At 67.6% G+C, this 14,762-nt stretch carries 21 protein-coding genes; all 21 read left to right on the top strand.

The features are described 5' to 3' along the window. Nucleotide 1: 1 nt before the first annotated feature. A complete protein-coding gene (gene rplX / locus ACZ7IF_RS12420; protein WP_388934833.1) occupies nucleotides 2-313 on the top strand; it encodes a 50S ribosomal protein L24 in 312 nt (103 codons plus the stop codon). Continuing rightward, nucleotides 313-864 carry a 50S ribosomal protein L5 gene (gene rplE, locus ACZ7IF_RS12415; RefSeq protein ID WP_030298216.1) on the top strand — a complete coding sequence of 184 codons (552 nt, stop codon included), beginning with the start codon at nucleotides 313-315 and terminating at the stop codon, nucleotides 862-864. Before rplX ends, rplE begins: the two co-directional genes overlap by 1 nt. A 5-nt stretch (nucleotides 865-869) precedes the next feature. After that, nucleotides 870-1,055 carry a type Z 30S ribosomal protein S14 gene (locus ACZ7IF_RS12410; protein ID WP_003956452.1) on the top strand — a complete coding sequence of 62 codons (186 nt, stop codon included), beginning with the start codon at nucleotides 870-872 and terminating at the stop codon, nucleotides 1,053-1,055. Nucleotides 1,056-1,279: 224 nt separating this feature from the next. Beyond that, nucleotides 1,280-1,678: a 30S ribosomal protein S8 gene (gene rpsH / locus ACZ7IF_RS12405; RefSeq protein ID WP_007265911.1), complete on the top strand. Its 399-nt coding sequence runs from the start codon at nucleotides 1,280-1,282 to the stop codon at nucleotides 1,676-1,678. Nucleotides 1,679-1,698: 20 nt separating this feature from the next. After that, nucleotides 1,699-2,238, top strand: a complete 540-nt coding sequence (gene rplF, locus ACZ7IF_RS12400; protein ID WP_007265912.1) for a 50S ribosomal protein L6 — start codon at nucleotides 1,699-1,701, stop codon at nucleotides 2,236-2,238. 2 nt (nucleotides 2,239-2,240) lie between these two features. After that, nucleotides 2,241-2,624: a 50S ribosomal protein L18 gene (gene rplR, locus ACZ7IF_RS12395; RefSeq protein ID WP_007265913.1), complete on the top strand. Its 384-nt coding sequence runs from the start codon at nucleotides 2,241-2,243 to the stop codon at nucleotides 2,622-2,624. Between the two features lie 45 nt (nucleotides 2,625-2,669). After that, nucleotides 2,670-3,272, top strand: a complete 603-nt coding sequence (rpsE, locus tag ACZ7IF_RS12390; RefSeq protein WP_007265914.1) for a 30S ribosomal protein S5 — start codon at nucleotides 2,670-2,672, stop codon at nucleotides 3,270-3,272. Further along, a complete protein-coding gene (gene rpmD, locus ACZ7IF_RS12385) occupies nucleotides 3,272-3,454 on the top strand; it encodes a 50S ribosomal protein L30 (RefSeq protein ID WP_005313525.1) in 183 nt (60 codons plus the stop codon). The genes rpsE and rpmD overlap by 1 nt, the downstream gene beginning before the upstream one ends. Then, nucleotides 3,454-3,909: a 50S ribosomal protein L15 gene (gene rplO, locus ACZ7IF_RS12380; RefSeq protein WP_401247064.1), complete on the top strand. Its 456-nt coding sequence runs from the start codon at nucleotides 3,454-3,456 to the stop codon at nucleotides 3,907-3,909. Before rpmD ends, rplO begins: the two co-directional genes overlap by 1 nt. Before the next feature lie 186 nt (nucleotides 3,910-4,095). Next, a complete protein-coding gene (gene secY / locus ACZ7IF_RS12375) occupies nucleotides 4,096-5,409 on the top strand; it encodes a preprotein translocase subunit SecY (protein ID WP_470967973.1) in 1,314 nt (437 codons plus the stop codon). Next, nucleotides 5,409-6,056, top strand: a complete 648-nt coding sequence (locus ACZ7IF_RS12370; protein ID WP_470967967.1) for an adenylate kinase — start codon at nucleotides 5,409-5,411, stop codon at nucleotides 6,054-6,056. The genes secY and ACZ7IF_RS12370 overlap by 1 nt, the downstream gene beginning before the upstream one ends. Before the next feature lie 173 nt (nucleotides 6,057-6,229). Then, nucleotides 6,230-7,081 carry a type I methionyl aminopeptidase gene (map, locus tag ACZ7IF_RS12365; protein WP_470967961.1) on the top strand — a complete coding sequence of 284 codons (852 nt, stop codon included), beginning with the start codon at nucleotides 6,230-6,232 and terminating at the stop codon, nucleotides 7,079-7,081. A 161-nt stretch (nucleotides 7,082-7,242) separates the two neighbouring features. Next, the gene (gene infA / locus ACZ7IF_RS12360; protein WP_003956442.1) at nucleotides 7,243-7,464 is read left to right on the top strand and encodes a translation initiation factor IF-1; all 222 of its coding nucleotides are present in this window, start codon (nucleotides 7,243-7,245) and stop codon (nucleotides 7,462-7,464) included. 73 nt (nucleotides 7,465-7,537) lie between these two features. Further along, a complete protein-coding gene (gene rpmJ / locus ACZ7IF_RS12355; protein ID WP_003956441.1) occupies nucleotides 7,538-7,651 on the top strand; it encodes a 50S ribosomal protein L36 in 114 nt (37 codons plus the stop codon). Nucleotides 7,652-7,847: 196 nt separating this feature from the next. Next, the gene (gene rpsM, locus ACZ7IF_RS12350; protein WP_007265919.1) at nucleotides 7,848-8,228 is read left to right on the top strand and encodes a 30S ribosomal protein S13; all 381 of its coding nucleotides are present in this window, start codon (nucleotides 7,848-7,850) and stop codon (nucleotides 8,226-8,228) included. A gap of 54 nt (nucleotides 8,229-8,282) precedes the next feature. Further along, nucleotides 8,283-8,687 (top strand): 30S ribosomal protein S11, encoded by a 405-nt coding sequence (gene rpsK, locus ACZ7IF_RS12345; RefSeq protein WP_003956432.1) that lies wholly within the window; start codon nucleotides 8,283-8,285, stop codon nucleotides 8,685-8,687. 146 nt (nucleotides 8,688-8,833) lie between these two features. Beyond that, entirely contained in the window at nucleotides 8,834-9,856 is a 1,023-nt protein-coding gene (locus ACZ7IF_RS12340; protein WP_007265920.1) for a DNA-directed RNA polymerase subunit alpha, read from the top strand. Between the two features lie 106 nt (nucleotides 9,857-9,962). Further along, nucleotides 9,963-10,430, top strand: coding sequence for a 50S ribosomal protein L17 (gene rplQ, locus ACZ7IF_RS12335; protein ID WP_030298228.1), 468 nt, complete (start codon nucleotides 9,963-9,965; stop codon nucleotides 10,428-10,430). Nucleotides 10,431-10,532: 102 nt separating this feature from the next. Beyond that, nucleotides 10,533-11,384: a tRNA pseudouridine(38-40) synthase TruA gene (gene truA / locus ACZ7IF_RS12330; protein ID WP_470967957.1), complete on the top strand. Its 852-nt coding sequence runs from the start codon at nucleotides 10,533-10,535 to the stop codon at nucleotides 11,382-11,384. A 199-nt stretch (nucleotides 11,385-11,583) separates the two neighbouring features. Next, nucleotides 11,584-13,212 (top strand): ABC-F family ATP-binding cassette domain-containing protein, encoded by a 1,629-nt coding sequence (locus ACZ7IF_RS12325; protein ID WP_470967953.1) that lies wholly within the window; start codon nucleotides 11,584-11,586, stop codon nucleotides 13,210-13,212. Nucleotides 13,213-13,395: 183 nt separating this feature from the next. After that, nucleotides 13,396-14,652 carry a glycosyltransferase family 87 protein gene (locus ACZ7IF_RS12320; RefSeq protein WP_470967946.1) on the top strand — a complete coding sequence of 419 codons (1,257 nt, stop codon included), beginning with the start codon at nucleotides 13,396-13,398 and terminating at the stop codon, nucleotides 14,650-14,652. Nucleotides 14,653-14,762: the final 110 nt, after the last annotated feature.

The following is a 14,762-nucleotide window of genomic DNA, read 5'->3' as shown; positions in this document are numbered from 1 at the left end:
CATGAAGATCAAGAAGGGCGACCTGGTCCAGGTCATCACCGGTAAGGACAAGGGCAAGCAGGGCAAGGTCATCGCGGCCATGCCCAGCGAGAACCGTGTCCTGGTCGAGGGTGTCAACCGGGTCAAGAAGCACACCAAGGCTGGCCAGAACCAGGCCGGTGGCATCGTGATCACCGAGGCCCCGGTCCACGTCAGCAACGTTCAGCTGGTTGTGGAGAAGGACGGCAAGAAGGTCGTCACCCGCGTCGGTTTCCGCTTCGACGACGAGGGCAACAAGATCCGCGTTGCCAAGCGCACGGGTGAGGACATCTGATGGCTACCACTCCGCGTCTGAAGACGAAGTACCGCGAGGACATCGCGGGCAAGCTGCGTGAAGAGTTCTCCTACGAGAACGTCATGCAGATCCCCGGCCTCGTCAAGATCGTCGTGAACATGGGTGTCGGCGACGCCGCCCGTGACTCGAAGCTGATCGACGGTGCCATCCGCGACCTGACGACGATCACCGGCCAGAAGCCGGCCGTCACGAAGGCCCGCAAGTCCATCGCGCAGTTCAAGCTGCGCGAGGGTCAGCCGATCGGCTGCCACGTCACCCTCCGTGGTGACCGCATGTGGGAGTTCCTGGACCGTACGCTGTCGCTCGCGCTGCCGCGTATCCGTGACTTCCGTGGCCTGTCGCCGAAGCAGTTCGACGGCCGTGGCAACTACACCTTCGGTCTCACGGAGCAGGTCATGTTCCACGAGATCGACCAGGACAAGATCGACCGTACCCGGGGTATGGACATCACCGTGGTCACCACGGCGACCAACGACGACGAGGGCCGCGCGCTCCTTCGTCACCTCGGCTTCCCCTTCAAGGAGGCGTAAGCGAGATGGCGAAGAAGGCTCTCATCGCGAAGGCTGCCCGCAAGCCCAAGTTCGGTGTGCGTGCGTACACCCGCTGCCAGCGCTGCGGTCGCCCCCACTCCGTGTACCGCAAGTTCGGCCTGTGCCGCGTCTGCCTTCGTGAGATGGCTCACCGTGGCGAGCTGCCGGGCGTGACCAAGAGCTCCTGGTAATTCCCTCCAGTCCGTAAGGACTTGGGGAAGTTCCAGAGACTCTCGGTAAGCATCTGGTCGGCGGATGCCCGGCCGCGCATGCCTTAGGCTTGTGTGGTTGGGCGTCCGCCGCCCATAACGACTTACTACGCCGTAGGTCCCCGCACCGCACCCGTCCCGCCTCTGAGCGGGGAGAGGGATGGCGCATACAGGAAACCCCGGCGAGAGAGGCCGAAGGCCACTTCATGACCATGACTGACCCGATCGCAGACATGCTCACGCGTCTGCGTAACGCTAACTCGGCGTACCACGACACCGTCGTGATGCCGCACAGCAAGATCAAGTCGCACATCGCGGAGATCCTCAAGCAGGAGGGTTTCATCACCGGCTGGAAGGTCGAGGACGCCGAGGTCGGCAAGAACCTCGTCCTCGAGCTGAAGTTCGGGCCGAACCGTGAGCGCTCCATCGCGGGCATCAAGCGGATCTCGAAGCCCGGTCTGCGCGTGTACGCGAAGTCCACCAACCTGCCGAAGGTCCTCGGTGGCCTGGGCGTGGCGATCATCTCCACGTCGCACGGTCTCCTGACCGGCCAGCAGGCAGGCAAGAAGGGCGTAGGTGGGGAAGTCCTCGCCTACGTCTGGTAGTCGGGAACGGAGGAAAAGCAATGTCGCGAATCGGCAAGCTCCCCATCCAGGTTCCCGCCGGTGTGGACGTCACCATCGATGGCCGCACGGTTGCGGTGAAGGGCCCCAAGGGTCTGCTCACCCACACCGTCGCCGCGCCGATCGAGATCGTCAAGGGTGAGGACGGCGTTCTGAACGTCACCCGTCCGAACGACGAGCGTCAGAACAAGGCCCTGCACGGCCTGTCCCGCACGCTGGTGGCGAACATGATCACCGGCGTGACCCAGGGATACGCCAAGGCCCTCGAGATCAGCGGTGTCGGTTACCGCGTGGCCGCGAAGGGCTCCGACCTGGAGTTCCAGCTCGGCTACAGCCACCCGATCCTGGTCACGGCGCCCGACGGCATCTCGTTCAAGGTCGAGTCCCCGACCAAGTTCTCGGTCGAGGGCATCGACAAGCAGAAGGTCGGCGAGGTCGCCGCCAACATCCGCAAGCTGCGGAAGCCCGACCCGTACAAGGCCAAGGGTGTCAAGTACGCCGGCGAGGTCATCCGCCGCAAGGTCGGAAAGGCTGGTAAGTAGCCATGGCATACGGTGTGAAGATCGCCAAGGGCGACGCGTACAAGCGCGCTGCCAAGGCTCGCCGCCACATCCGCATCCGCAAGAACGTCTCGGGTACGGCGGAGCGTCCGCGCCTCGTCGTGACGCGTTCGAACCGCAACATCGTTGCTCAGGTCATCGACGACCTCAAGGGTCACACCCTTGCGTCGGCGTCGACCCTGGACGCTTCGATCCGCGGTGGCGAGGGCGACAAGAGCTCCCAGGCCCAGGCCGTCGGCGCGCTCGTCGCCGAGCGTGCCAAGGCCGCGGGTGTCGAGACCGTCGTCTTTGACCGCGGTGGCAACCGATACGCCGGGCGCATTGCCGCTCTGGCTGACGCCGCCCGCGAAGCCGGGCTGAAGTTCTAAGCCCCGGTTCCGGGACTCACGGACGTAACAGAGAGAGGTAATCCAATGGCTGGACCCCAGCGCCGCGGCAGCGGTGCCGGTGGCGGCGAGCGGCGGGACCGGAAGGGTCGCGACGGTGGCGCTGCCGCCGAGAAGACCGCTTACGTTGAGCGCGTTGTCGCGATCAACCGTGTCGCCAAGGTTGTCAAGGGTGGTCGTCGCTTCAGCTTCACCGCGCTCGTCGTGGTGGGTGACGGTGACGGCACCGTAGGTGTCGGTTACGGCAAGGCCAAGGAAGTTCCCGCGGCCATCGCCAAGGGCGTCGAGGAAGCCAAGAAGAACTTCTTCAAGGTTCCCCGTATCCAGGGCACCATCCCGCACCCGATCCAGGGCGAGAAGGCGGCCGGCGTTGTCCTGCTGAAGCCTGCTTCCCCCGGTACCGGTGTTATCGCCGGTGGCCCGGTGCGCGCCGTTCTGGAGTGCGCCGGCGTTCACGACATCCTGTCGAAGTCGCTCGGCTCCGACAACGCGATCAACATCGTGCACGCGACCGTGGAGGCCCTGAAGGGCCTGCAGCGTCCCGAGGAGATCGCGGCTCGCCGTGGTCTGCCGCTCGAGGACGTCGCCCCCGCGGCCCTGCTTCGTGCGCGCGCTGGGGCGGGTGTCTGATGGCCCGCCTCAAGATCACGCAGACGAAGTCGTACATCGGCAGCAAGCAGAACCACCGCGACACCCTTCGTTCGCTCGGGCTCAAGCGCCTGAACGACGTGGTCGTCAAGGAGGACCGCCCCGAGTTCCGCGGAATGGTGCACACCGTCCGCCACCTCGTGACGGTTGAGGAGGTTGACTAATGGCTGAGACCAATCCGCTGAAGGCCCACAACCTCCGTCCCGCCCCCGGCGCCAAGACCGCGAAGACCCGTGTGGGTCGCGGTGAGGCGTCGAAGGGTAAGACGGCCGGTCGTGGTACCAAGGGCACGAAGGCCCGCTACCAGGTTCCGCAGCGCTTCGAGGGTGGGCAGATGCCCCTCCACATGCGCCTGCCGAAGCTGAAGGGCTTCAAGAACCCGTTCCGCACCGAGTTCCAGGTTGTCAACCTGGACAAGCTCGGTGCCCTCTACCCCGAGGGTGGAGAGGTCACGGTGGCCGACCTGGTCGCCAAGGGCGCGGTTCGCAAGAACAGCCTCGTCAAGGTCCTGGGCCAGGGCGAGATCTCCGTGGCGCTGACGGTTTCGGTTGACGCCGTCTCCGCCTCCGCCAAGGAGAAGATTGCCGCCGCAGGCGGCACCGTGACCGAGCTCGTCTAAGACGAACTCTGTGACAAATAGCTAGAAACCCGACCGGGGATGCCTCACATATGGGGCATCCCCGGTCGGTCGTTCCACGGGGGGCGCAGTCGCCGGTAAGGTGGCCTGCACCTTTGCTCGTACGTATTCGTCGATCCTTCAGACCGTCACCTCTGACGCAGTAGCGCGGGGGTCGCAGGAGGCACCGTGCTCACCGCGTTCGCCCGGGCGTTCAAGACGCCCGACCTGCGCAAGAAGCTGCTCTTCACGCTCGGCATCATCGTGCTGTATCGGCTCGGGTCCCACATCCCGGTACCCGGCGTGAGCTACAAGAACGTTCAGATCTGTGTGGACCAGATGGGGAGCAGCAACAGCCTCTTCGGCCTGGTCAACATGTTCAGCGGCGGTGCGCTGCTGCAGATCACGATCTTCGCGCTCGGCATCATGCCGTACATCACGGCGAGCATCATCCTGCAGCTGCTGACCGTGGTCATCCCGAAGCTGGAGAACCTCAAGAAAGAGGGCCAGTCCGGCACGGCGAAGATCACTCAGTACACGCGCTATCTGACGGTCGCGCTCGCGATCCTCCAGGGCACCGGCCTGGTCGCCACCGCGCGTACCGGCGCCCTCTTCGGCAGCTGCCCGGTCGCTCGCGAGATCGTCCCCAACCACTCGATCTTCACCACCATCACCATGGTGATCACCATGACCGCCGGTACCTGTGTCGTCATGTGGCTCGGTGAGCTCATCACCGACCGCGGCATCGGCAACGGCATGTCCATCCTGATGTTCATCTCGATCGCGGCCGGCTTCGTCGGCGCCCTCTGGACCATCAAGCTCCAGGGCAAGATCGCTGATGGCTGGGTGGAGTTCGCCGTCGTCATCCTGGTGGGCCTCGCGATGGTGGCCCTGGTGGTCTTCGTCGAACAGGCGCAGCGCCGGATCCCGGTCCAGTACGCGAAGCGCATGATCGGCCGCCGTGCTTACGGCGGTACGTCCACCTACATCCCGCTCAAGGTGAACCAGGCCGGTGTCATCCCGGTCATCTTCGCCTCGTCGCTGCTGTACATCCCGGCGCTGATCGTGCAGTTCAGCGGATCGACGGCCGGCTGGGCCAACTGGATCCAGAAGCACTTCGTCAAGGGCGACCACCCGTACTACATCGCCACCTACTTCCTCCTGATCGTCTTCTTCGCGTTCTTCTACGTGGCGATCTCGTTCAACCCCGAGGAAGTTGCGGACAACATGAAGAAGTATGGTGGGTTCATCCCGGGCATCCGCGCCGGCCGGCCCACCGCCGAGTACCTGAGCTACGTACTCAACCGGATCACCTGGCCGGGGTCGCTGTACCTGGGTCTGATCGCTCTTGTGCCGACAATGGCGTTGGCCGGCTTCGGAGCGAACCAGAACTTCCCGTTCGGCGGGACGAGCATCCTCATCATCGTGGGTGTGGGTCTGGAAACCGTGAAGCAGATCGAGAGCCAGCTCCAGCAGCGCAACTACGAAGGGTTCCTCCGCTGATGCGAATCGTCCTCGTCGGGCCTCCCGGTGCGGGCAAGGGAACGCAGGCCGCGTTCCTTGCCAAGAACCTGTCGATCCCGCACATCTCCACGGGCGACCTCTTCCGCGCCAACATCAGCCAGAACACCGAGCTGGGCCGGCGCGCGAAGGCGTTCATGGACGCCGGTGAGCTCGTCCCGGACGAGATCACCATCGGCATGGCCAAGGACCGGATGGAGCAGCCGGACGCCAAGGGCGGGTTCCTGCTCGACGGCTTCCCGCGCAACGTCGCCCAGGCCGAGGCGCTCGACGCCACGCTCAAGGAAGCGGGCATGAAGCTCGACGCCATCCTCGACCTGGAGGTCGAGGAGGACGAGGTCGTCAAGCGCATCGCCGGCCGGCGCATCTGCCGCAAGGATTCCGCGCACGTCTTCCACGTGATCTACGCGGCCCCCAAGGCCGAGGGCGTCTGCGACCACTGCGGCGGCGAGCTGTACCAGCGCGACGACGACTCCGAGGCCACGGTCCGCAACCGGCTGGAGGTCTACCACACGCAGACCGAGCCGATCATCGACTACTACAAGGCCCAGGGCCTGCTGGTGACCATCTCCGCCCTCGGCGAGGTGCAGGAGATCACCAAGCGGGCGATGGACGCCCTGAAGAAGTAGTCACTCCAGTTCGTGACCGACAGTACGGCCGCGGTGTCCTTCGGGGCGCCGCGGCCGTCTGCGTGGCACGGTGGCGTGTGACGTCAGCCAATAATTGAGGTACCACAGCGGAGAGCAACCACCTCCGCGAAAGCGGCGGCGGTTTGGCCGCAGAAGAGGGAAGGCCCAGTTTCATGGTTCAGCTGAAGACCCCCGAGCAGATCGCGAAGATGCGGGAGGCAGGGCTGGTCGTCGCCGCGATCCACGCGGCGACCCGTGAGGCGGCCGTGCCGGGCTCCACGACCCGGGACCTGGACATGGTGGCCCGGAAGGTGATCGCCGACGCCGGGGCGAAGTCGAACTTCCTCGGGTACGGCGGCTTCCCGGCGACCATCTGCACCTCGGTGAACGAGGTCGTCGTCCACGGCATCCCGGACGACAAGACGGTCCTGAAGGACGGCGACGTCATCTCCATCGACGCCGGCGCGATCGTGGACGGCTGGCACGGCGACGCGGCCTACACGGCCTTCGTGGGCACCGGTCACGCTCCGGAGCTGATCGAGCTGTCCAGGGTAACCGAGGAGTCGATGTGGGCCGGCATCGCGGCCATGAAGCTCGGCAACCGCCTGGTGGACATCTCGAAGGCGATCGAGGGCTACATCAAGCGCCAGCCGCGGCCGGCGACCGGTGAGCACAGCCTCGGCAAGTTCGGGATCATCGAGGACTACGGCGGCCACGGCATCGGTTCCGAGATGCACATGGACCCGCACCTGCTGAACTACGTCTCGCGCAAGCGGGGCAAGGGCATCAAGCTGGTCCCGGGCCTGTGCCTGGCGATCGAGCCGATGGTCTCCCTGGGCACCGCCCAGACGGAGGTCCTGGCGGACGACTGGACGGTCATCACCACGGACGGCACCTGGTCCTCGCACTGGGAGCACTCGGTAGCCCTGACGGAGGCCGGCCCGATCGTCCTGACCAGCCCGGACTGCGGCAAGGCCAAGCTGGCGGAGTACGGGGTCACGACCGCCCCCGACCCGCTGGGCTGAGCAGGAGGACCCCCTCGGGCGGTCCTCGGTTAATGATCTAGACTCATGGGCAAACTTTCCGGATTCGTCTTTCTGGGTGCCCTGACGTAGACTGACTCGTCGGCTCGCGTGCATTTCCATGCCTGTGAGCCGATCAAGGTAGCCGATTCGAAAGGCGAAGCGTGGCCAAGAAGCAAGGTGCCATCGAGATCGAGGGCACCGTGATCGAGTCCCTCCCGAACGCCATGTTCAAGGTGGAACTCCAGAACGGTCACAAGGTCCTCGCGCACATCAGCGGCAAGATGCGTATGCACTACATCCGCATCCTTCCCGATGACCGGGTCGTTGTGGAGCTGTCTCCGTACGACCTGACGCGTGGCCGGATCGTCTACCGATACAAGTAGATCTTGTCCTCACTCCTGCCTGGGCGTCCGTCCCGGTGCGGGTGGTGGCACTGACCCGGAGAACCTCACCAACATGAAGGTCAAGCCGAGCGTCAAGAAGATCTGCGACAAGTGCAAGGTGATCCGCCGTCACGGCCGGGTCATGGTCATCTGCGACAACCTGCGCCACAAGCAGCGCCAGGGCTGACGCACGCCGACCGACCTGCACTACGCAGTTCTTCGCGCGACGTAAGAAAACGTACATAAGCAGAACCCGCCCAGCCCCCAGGGGCCGGCGGCACCTCCGGCGGGGGCCGGGGACCCGGACGTACCACCACCCATTCGGGTGGTCGGCGGTCGGGAGCGGTTCTGTTGCAGACCCCCGAACACACAGGAGCCATTGAATGGCACGCGTTTCCGGTGTTGACATCCCGCGCGAAAAGCGTGTGGAGATCGCACTCACCTACGTCTTCGGTATCGGGCGCACCCGGTCCAAGGAGATCCTCGCCTCCACCGGCGTGAACCCGAACACCCGCGTTCGTGACCTGGCCGAAGAGGACCTCGTCAAGATCCGCGAGTACGTGGACGCCAACCTCCGTACCGAGGGTGACCTCCGCCGCGAGATCCAGGGCGACATCCGCCGCAAGATCGAGATCCAGTGCTACCAGGGCATCCGCCACCGTCGTGGCCTGCCGGTGCACGGTCAGCGCACCAGCACGAACGCGCGTACCCGCAAGGGCCCGCGTCGCGCGATCGCCGGTAAGAAGAAGCCGGGCAAGAAGTAGTCCTGTTCAGCGGTCTTGCGCTGTAGGACCGACCACCTCCCGTAGGAGTAAGAGATGCCCCCCAAGGGTCGTCAGGGCGCTGCCAAGAAGGTGCGCCGCAAGGAAAAGAAGAACGTCGCTCACGGGCACGCCCACATCAAGAGCACGTTCAACAACACCATCGTTTCGATCACGGACCCGTCCGGCAACGTGATCTCCTGGGCCTCCGCCGGCCACGTCGGCTTCAAGGGCTCGCGCAAGTCCACCCCCTTCGCCGCGCAGATGGCCGCCGAGTCGGCCGCCCGCCGCGCGCAGGAGCACGGCATGCGCAAGGTTGACGTCTTCGTCAAGGGTCCGGGCTCCGGCCGCGAGACCGCGATCCGCTCCCTCCAGGCCACCGGCCTCGAGGTCGGCTCGATCCAGGACGTCACCCCCACCCCGCACAACGGCTGCCGCCCGCCGAAGCGCCGCCGCGTCTGACGCAGCGGACGCACCTGTGCGTTCTTGAGTGTCCGGGCGGTGCGCTCCCTTCGGGGGACGTACCGCCCGTACCCTTGTAGTCCGCGGCCTCCCGGCCGCACCCGTCGGGCGTCAAATAGTGGGCGTCCACGACTGAAGGAACAGACATGCTTATCGCTCAGCGTCCTTCGCTGACCGAAGAGGTCGTCGACGAGTACCGCTCGCGGTTCGTGATCGAGCCGCTGGAGCCGGGCTTCGGCTACACCCTCGGCAACTCCCTGCGCCGTACCCTCCTGTCCTCCATCCCGGGTGCCGCTGTCACCAGCATCCGCGTGGACGGCGTCCTGCACGAGTTCACCACCGTGCCGGGCGTCAAGGAAGACGTCACGGACATCATCCTCAACATCAAGCAGCTGGTCGTCTCCTCGGAGCACGACGAGCCGGTCGTGATGTACCTGCGCAAGCAGGGTCCCGGCCTGGTCACCGCTGCCGACATCGCGCCCCCGGCCGGTGTCGAGGTGCACAACCCGGACCTGGTCCTCGCCACGCTCAACGGCAAGGGCAAGCTGGAGATGGAGCTGACCGTCGAGCGCGGTCGCGGCTACGTCTCCGCCGTCCAGAACAAGCAGCTGGGCCAGGAGATCGGCCGCATCCCGGTCGACTCCATCTACAGCCCGGTCCTCAAGGTCACCTACAAGGTCGAGGCGACCCGAGTCGAGCAGCGCACCGACTTCGACAAGCTGATCGTCGACGTCGAGACCAAGCAGGCCATGCGCCCGCGCGACGCCATGGCGTCCGCCGGCAAGACCCTGGTCGAGCTGTTCGGTCTGGCCCGCGAGCTCAACATCGACGCCGAGGGCATCGACATGGGCCCGTCCCCGACGGACGCCGCCCTGGCCGCCGACCTGGCGCTGCCGATCGAGGAGCTGGAGCTCACCGTTCGGTCGTACAACTGCCTCAAGCGCGAGGGCATCCACTCCGTGGGTGAGCTCGTCGCCCGCTCCGAGGCCGACCTGCTCGACATCCGCAACTTCGGTGCGAAGTCGATCGACGAGGTCAAGGCGAAGCTGGCCGGCATGGGCCTGGCCCTCAAGGACAGCCCGCCCGGATTCGACCCGACCGCCGCCGCCGACGCCTTCGGCGCCGACGACGACGCGGACGCCGGTTTCGTCGAGACCGAGCAGTACTGAGAAAGCTTGCGGGGGGCTCACGCCCCCCGCACCCACCCTCTCGCGACCGCCTGAGGGAACTGACACCGGTACCTGACACGGCCGGTGCAGATTTGAAGGAGTAACAATGCCGCGTCCCGCAAAGGGTGCCCGCCTGGGCGGCTCCGCCGCGCACGAGAAGCACCTCCTCGCGAACCTCGCGAAGGCCCTCTTCGAGCACGGCCGCATCACCACCACCGAGGCCAAGGCCCGCCGCCTGCGTCCCTACGCCGAGCGTCTGGTCACCAAGGCCAAGAAGGGCGACATCCACAACCGTCGCCTGGTGCTGCAGACGATCACGGACAAGAGCATCGTGCACACGCTGTTCACCGAGATCGCCCCGCGCTACGAGAACCGCCCCGGTGGTTACACGCGCATCACCAAGATCGGCAACCGTCGTGGCGACAACGCCCCGATGGCCGTGATCGAGCTGGTCGAGGCCCTGACCGTGGCCCAGCAGGCCACCGGTGAGGCCGAGGCCGCCACCAAGCGCGCCGCGAAGGACGCCGAGGCCGTGGCCGAGGCTCCCGCCGCCGAGGAGACCAAGGAGGCCTGATCCCGTCCCGGGATCGAGCTTGCTTGATCGGCTCTGAACGGGCCCGCCCCTTCCGGGGGCGGGCCCGTTCTGCATTGCTGTGCTTCTGAGAGGATCTGTCACGTGAGTGACGAGGTGGAGCCCGGGCACGTCCGGGTACGGCTGGACCTGAGCTACGACGGCAAGGACTTCTCCGGCTGGGCGAAGCAGCGCACGCTGCGCACCGTCCAGGGCGAGCTGGAGAGCGCCCTGCAGACCGTGATGCGGCTCAAGGAACCGGTCGAGCTGACCGTGGCCGGACGCACCGACGCCGGGGTGCACGCGCGCGGGCAGGTCGCGCAGTTCGACCTGGCCGAGGAGGTGTGGGCCGAGCACCACGACAAGCTGCTGCGCCGCCTCGCCGGCCGACTGCCGCACGACGTACGGGTGTGGAGGGCCGCCGAGGCCCCCGAGGGCTTCAACGCGCGGTTCTCGGCCATCTGGCGCCGCTACGCCTACCGCGTCGGCGACCACAAGGCGGGCGTGGACCCGCTGCGCCGCGGGCACGTGCTGTGGCACCAGTGGCCGCTGGACGTGGACGCCATGAACGAGGCCGCCGCCGCGCTGGTCGGCGAGCACGACTTCGCCGCGTACTGCAAGAAGCGCGAGGGCGCCACGACCATCCGTACGCTCCAGCAGCTCAGCTGGGAGCGCGGGGAGGACGGCATCGTCACGGCGACGGTGCGGGCCGACGCGTTCTGCCACAACATGGTCCGCTCGCTGGTCGGGGCCCTGCTCCACGTCGGCGACGGACACCGGCCGGTCGAGTGGCCCGGGCAGGTGCTGGCGGCCGCCGTACGGGACTCCTCGGTGCACGTGGTCAAGCCGCACGGGCTGACCCTGGAGGAGGTCGGCTACCCGGCGGACGAGCTGCTGGCCGCCCGCAGCAAGGAGGCGCGGAACATGCGCACGCTCCCCGGCAAGGGCTGCTGCTAAGGGCTGTCCCGTAATCTCCGGCGGGCACGGCACCTCGCTGCGTTGTCGGAACGCCCGAATACGCCCAGTACGGGGGCGCCCCTCCGCCTTGCGACGCACCGCATCCGACGCCGTGCGCCGATCCACCGGGGAGTACGGGACAGCCCTTAGCCGGACACCCCCCTAAACGGTTTGGGCCCGGCGCCGCCCGACCGGGACAATGCCCGGCATGGGACATCTCGAAGCCAGCCACCTGGAGTACTACCTTCCCGACGGGCGGGTCCTGCTCCCCGACGTCTCCTTCCGCGTGGGGGAGGGGTCGGTGGTGGCCCTGGTGGGGGCGAACGGCGCCGGCAAGACCACCCTGCTGAAGCTGATCTCGGGCGAGCTCCAGCCGCACGGCGGCGGGGTCGCCATCAGCGGCGGCCTCGGGGTGATGTCGCAGTTCGTCGGCTCGGTCCGGGACGAGACGACCGTACGGGACCTGCTGGTCTCGGTGGCGCAGCCGCGGATCCGGGAAGCGGCGAAGGCCGTGGACCACGCCGAGCACCTGATCCTGACGGTCGACGACGAGGCCGCGCAGATGGCGTACGCGCAGGCGCTCAGCGACTGGGCCGACGTACAGGGCTACGAGGCGGAGACCCTGTGGGACGTGTGCACCACGGCCGCACTGGACATCCCGTTCGACCGGGCCCAGTACCGCGAGGTGCGCACGCTGTCGGGCGGTGAGCAGAAGCGGCTGGTGCTGGAGGCGCTGCTGCGCGGGCCGGACGAGGTGCTGCTGCTCGACGAGCCGGACAACTACCTCGACGTCCCGGGCAAGCGCTGGCTGGAGGAGCAGCTGAAGGCCACCCGCAAGACGGTGCTCTTCGTGTCGCACGACCGGGAGCTGCTGTCCCGGGCCGCCGAGAAGATCATCAGCCTGGAGCCGAGCCCGACGGGTACGGACGTCTGGGTGCACGGCGCGGGCTTCGACACGTACCACCAGGCCCGCAAGGAGCGCTTCGCCCGCTTCGAGGAGCTCAAGCGCCGCTGGGACGAGGAGCACGCCCGCCTGAAGGCCCTGGTCCTGCGGCTGCGCAACCAGGCCGCGAGCAGCCCGGACATGGCCTCGCGCTACCGCGCGATGCAGACCCGCTTCCAGAAGTTCGAGGAGGCCGGCCCGCCGCCGGAGCCGCCGCGCGAGCAGGAGATCAAGATGCGGCTCAAGGGCGGCCGCACGGGCGTGCGCGCGCTGACCGTGGAGAACCTGGAGCTGACGGGGCTGATGAAGCCCTTCTCGCTGGAGGTCTTCTACGGCGAGCGGGTCGCGGTGCTCGGCTCGAACGGCTCCGGCAAGTCGCACTTCCTGCGGCTGCTGGCGGGCGAGGACGTCAAGCACACCGGCGACTGGAAGCTGGGCGCACGGGTGCTTCCCGGCCATTTCGCGCAGACCCACGCCCACCCGGAGCTGTTCGGGCGCACGCTCGTCGACATCCTGTGGACGGAGGCGGCGAAGCCGCTGGGTCCGGCCATGGCGGTGCTGCGCCGCTACGAGCTGGAGCGCCAGGGCGAGCAGAAGTTCGAGAAGCTCTCGGGCGGCCAGCAGGCGCGTTTCCAGATCCTGCTGCTGGAGCTGGCCGGGACGACGGCGCTGCTGCTGGACGAGCCGACGGACAACCTCGACCTGGAGTCGGCGGAGGCCCTGCAGGACGGCCTGGAGTCGTACGAGGGGACCGTGCTGTGCGTGACGCACGACCGCTGGTTCGCCCGGACCTTTGACCGTTATCTGGTCTTCGGTTCGGACGGTGTCGTGAGGGAGACTCGGGAGCCCGTCTGGGACGAGCGCAGGGTCGAGCGCAAGCGCTGACCGGGTGCCGTGTCCGGCGGACGGGGTCCGGCGCGGTCGGCCGAAGCCGCTGAGGCCCCTTGGGGCCGAGGGGTGCGAGGGTGGCGGTGTGGATGGGTCTCGGGAGCCCGTCCGGGACGAACGCAGGGTCGAGCGCAAGCGCTGAGGGGGAGTGCCGTGGGGCTGCGGCCGAGCATCTGGCTCATGCGGTGGCGGCAGCCGTCCACGGCGGGCCGGGTGACCGCGTGGCTGCTCGGGCCGGCCCCGCGGCCGTGGCGGGTGCTCTCCGCCGGGATCCTGCTGGCCATCGCCGTCTCCACGAGTCTGCGGGCGAACTGGGGCTCCGACAACGCCTTCGTGGTCAAGGCCGCGCGGACGCTGCTGGACGGCGGCTCCCCGTACGAGGACAAGCGGTTCCTGTACCTGCCCAGCGCGGTGCTGATGGCGGTGCCCGAGGCGCTCCTGCCGCGGGAGGCGCTGCGCTGGCTGCTTCCGGCCGGGATGTCCGGGTTGCTGGGGGCGGGCTGGTTGGCCGCGCTGAAGCTGTTCTCGGTGCCGTTGTGCTCGCGGCTGGCGGTGGGCGGGTTCGCGGTCCTGGCCCTGGCCTACAAGCCGTACGTGAACCTGGTGCTGATCGGGAACTGGACGGCGGTCTCGGCGGCCGCGCTGCCCTTCGCGCTGCTGCTCGCGCACCGCGGGCGGTGGGCGGCGGCCGGGCTGGTGGTGGGGCTGGCGATCGCCTGCAAGCCGATGCTGGTGCCGATCGGGCTGCTGTTCCTGCTGGCCGGGCGGTGGCGGGGGCTGGCGGTGGCGGTGCTGGTGCCGCTGGGGATGTCCCTGGCGGGGGCGCTGGTGATGCCGAGCCCGTCGCTGTTCTTCACCAAGACGCTGCCGTTCCTCTTCCAGGGGCAGGACTCCTACGCGCTGCCCTGGGACGCCTCGCCGATCGCGGTGCTGCCGCGGCTGGGGGTGCCCCAGCCGGTGGCGGTGGTGCTGGCCTTCGCGGGGGCCGGGGCCGGGCTGTGGGCGGCGTGGGCGCGCTGGCGGCGGCCGGATCCGGAGGGTGACGGCGGTGAGCTGAGGCTCGTGGAGACGGCCTGCACGGTGATGCTCGCCGCATTCCTGGTCTCGCGGCCCTCCTTCGACCACTACCTGCTGGTGGTGCTGCCGCTGCTGCTGGCCTCGGGGGTGCGGGCGGGCTCGATGCCCCGCTCGCCCTGGTTCTGGCTGGCCCTGACGCCCCAGATGGCGTTGGTTCCGTGGCCGGACGAGCTGGCCCGCAAACGGCGTGCGTTCAAGGACTGCGCCACCCTCTGCGGGCTCGCGGGTCTGCTGGTGCGTCGTGCACTGCGCTCCGTACGGGTTACTCTGGAACCCGTAACAACTGCGGGGTCCCCATCCAGGACCGAACCGGAGTGCGCCGCGACGCCAGCAGAATCGGCATCGCGGACCGCGTTTTGACCCGTACGGGTCTGCTTGGGTATCCTGCTGGTTTGTTATGCGTATTGGCTTTCTCATTCTCACGTGAAAGGGCCTTACGCCGGTCCACCGGACCGATGACCAGCAGTTGG

This window comes from Streptomyces sp. NPDC037421, assembly GCF_055602105.1.
The sequence above is the reverse complement of the archived record's forward strand: the minus strand, read 5'-3'. Positions and strand labels throughout refer to the sequence as shown.

Excerpts from the sequence above, each read along its gene's own strand:
- rplX (WP_388934833.1), top strand. The coding sequence starts at position 2 with ATGAAGATCAAGAAGGGCGACCTGGTCCAGGTCATCACCGGTAAGGAC.
- rplE (WP_030298216.1), top strand. The coding sequence starts at position 313 with ATGGCTACCACTCCGCGTCTGAAGACGAAGTACCGCGAGGACATCGCG.
- ACZ7IF_RS12410 (WP_003956452.1), top strand. The coding sequence starts at position 870 with ATGGCGAAGAAGGCTCTCATCGCGAAGGCTGCCCGCAAGCCCAAGTTC.
- rpsH (WP_007265911.1), top strand. The coding sequence starts at position 1,280 with ATGACCATGACTGACCCGATCGCAGACATGCTCACGCGTCTGCGTAAC.
- rplF (WP_007265912.1), top strand. The coding sequence starts at position 1,699 with ATGTCGCGAATCGGCAAGCTCCCCATCCAGGTTCCCGCCGGTGTGGAC.
- rplR (WP_007265913.1), top strand. The coding sequence starts at position 2,241 with ATGGCATACGGTGTGAAGATCGCCAAGGGCGACGCGTACAAGCGCGCT.
- rpsE (WP_007265914.1), top strand. The coding sequence starts at position 2,670 with ATGGCTGGACCCCAGCGCCGCGGCAGCGGTGCCGGTGGCGGCGAGCGG.
- rpmD (WP_005313525.1), top strand. The coding sequence starts at position 3,272 with ATGGCCCGCCTCAAGATCACGCAGACGAAGTCGTACATCGGCAGCAAG.
- rplO (WP_401247064.1), top strand. The coding sequence starts at position 3,454 with ATGGCTGAGACCAATCCGCTGAAGGCCCACAACCTCCGTCCCGCCCCC.
- ACZ7IF_RS12370 (WP_470967967.1), top strand. The coding sequence starts at position 5,409 with ATGCGAATCGTCCTCGTCGGGCCTCCCGGTGCGGGCAAGGGAACGCAG.
- map (WP_470967961.1), top strand. The coding sequence starts at position 6,230 with ATGGTTCAGCTGAAGACCCCCGAGCAGATCGCGAAGATGCGGGAGGCA.
- rpmJ (WP_003956441.1), top strand. The coding sequence starts at position 7,538 with ATGAAGGTCAAGCCGAGCGTCAAGAAGATCTGCGACAAGTGCAAGGTG.
- rpsM (WP_007265919.1), top strand. The coding sequence starts at position 7,848 with ATGGCACGCGTTTCCGGTGTTGACATCCCGCGCGAAAAGCGTGTGGAG.
- rpsK (WP_003956432.1), top strand. The coding sequence starts at position 8,283 with ATGCCCCCCAAGGGTCGTCAGGGCGCTGCCAAGAAGGTGCGCCGCAAG.
- ACZ7IF_RS12340 (WP_007265920.1), top strand. The coding sequence starts at position 8,834 with ATGCTTATCGCTCAGCGTCCTTCGCTGACCGAAGAGGTCGTCGACGAG.
- rplQ (WP_030298228.1), top strand. The coding sequence starts at position 9,963 with ATGCCGCGTCCCGCAAAGGGTGCCCGCCTGGGCGGCTCCGCCGCGCAC.
- ACZ7IF_RS12325 (WP_470967953.1), top strand. The coding sequence starts at position 11,584 with ATGCCCGGCATGGGACATCTCGAAGCCAGCCACCTGGAGTACTACCTT.
- ACZ7IF_RS12320 (WP_470967946.1), top strand. The coding sequence starts at position 13,396 with ATGCGGTGGCGGCAGCCGTCCACGGCGGGCCGGGTGACCGCGTGGCTG.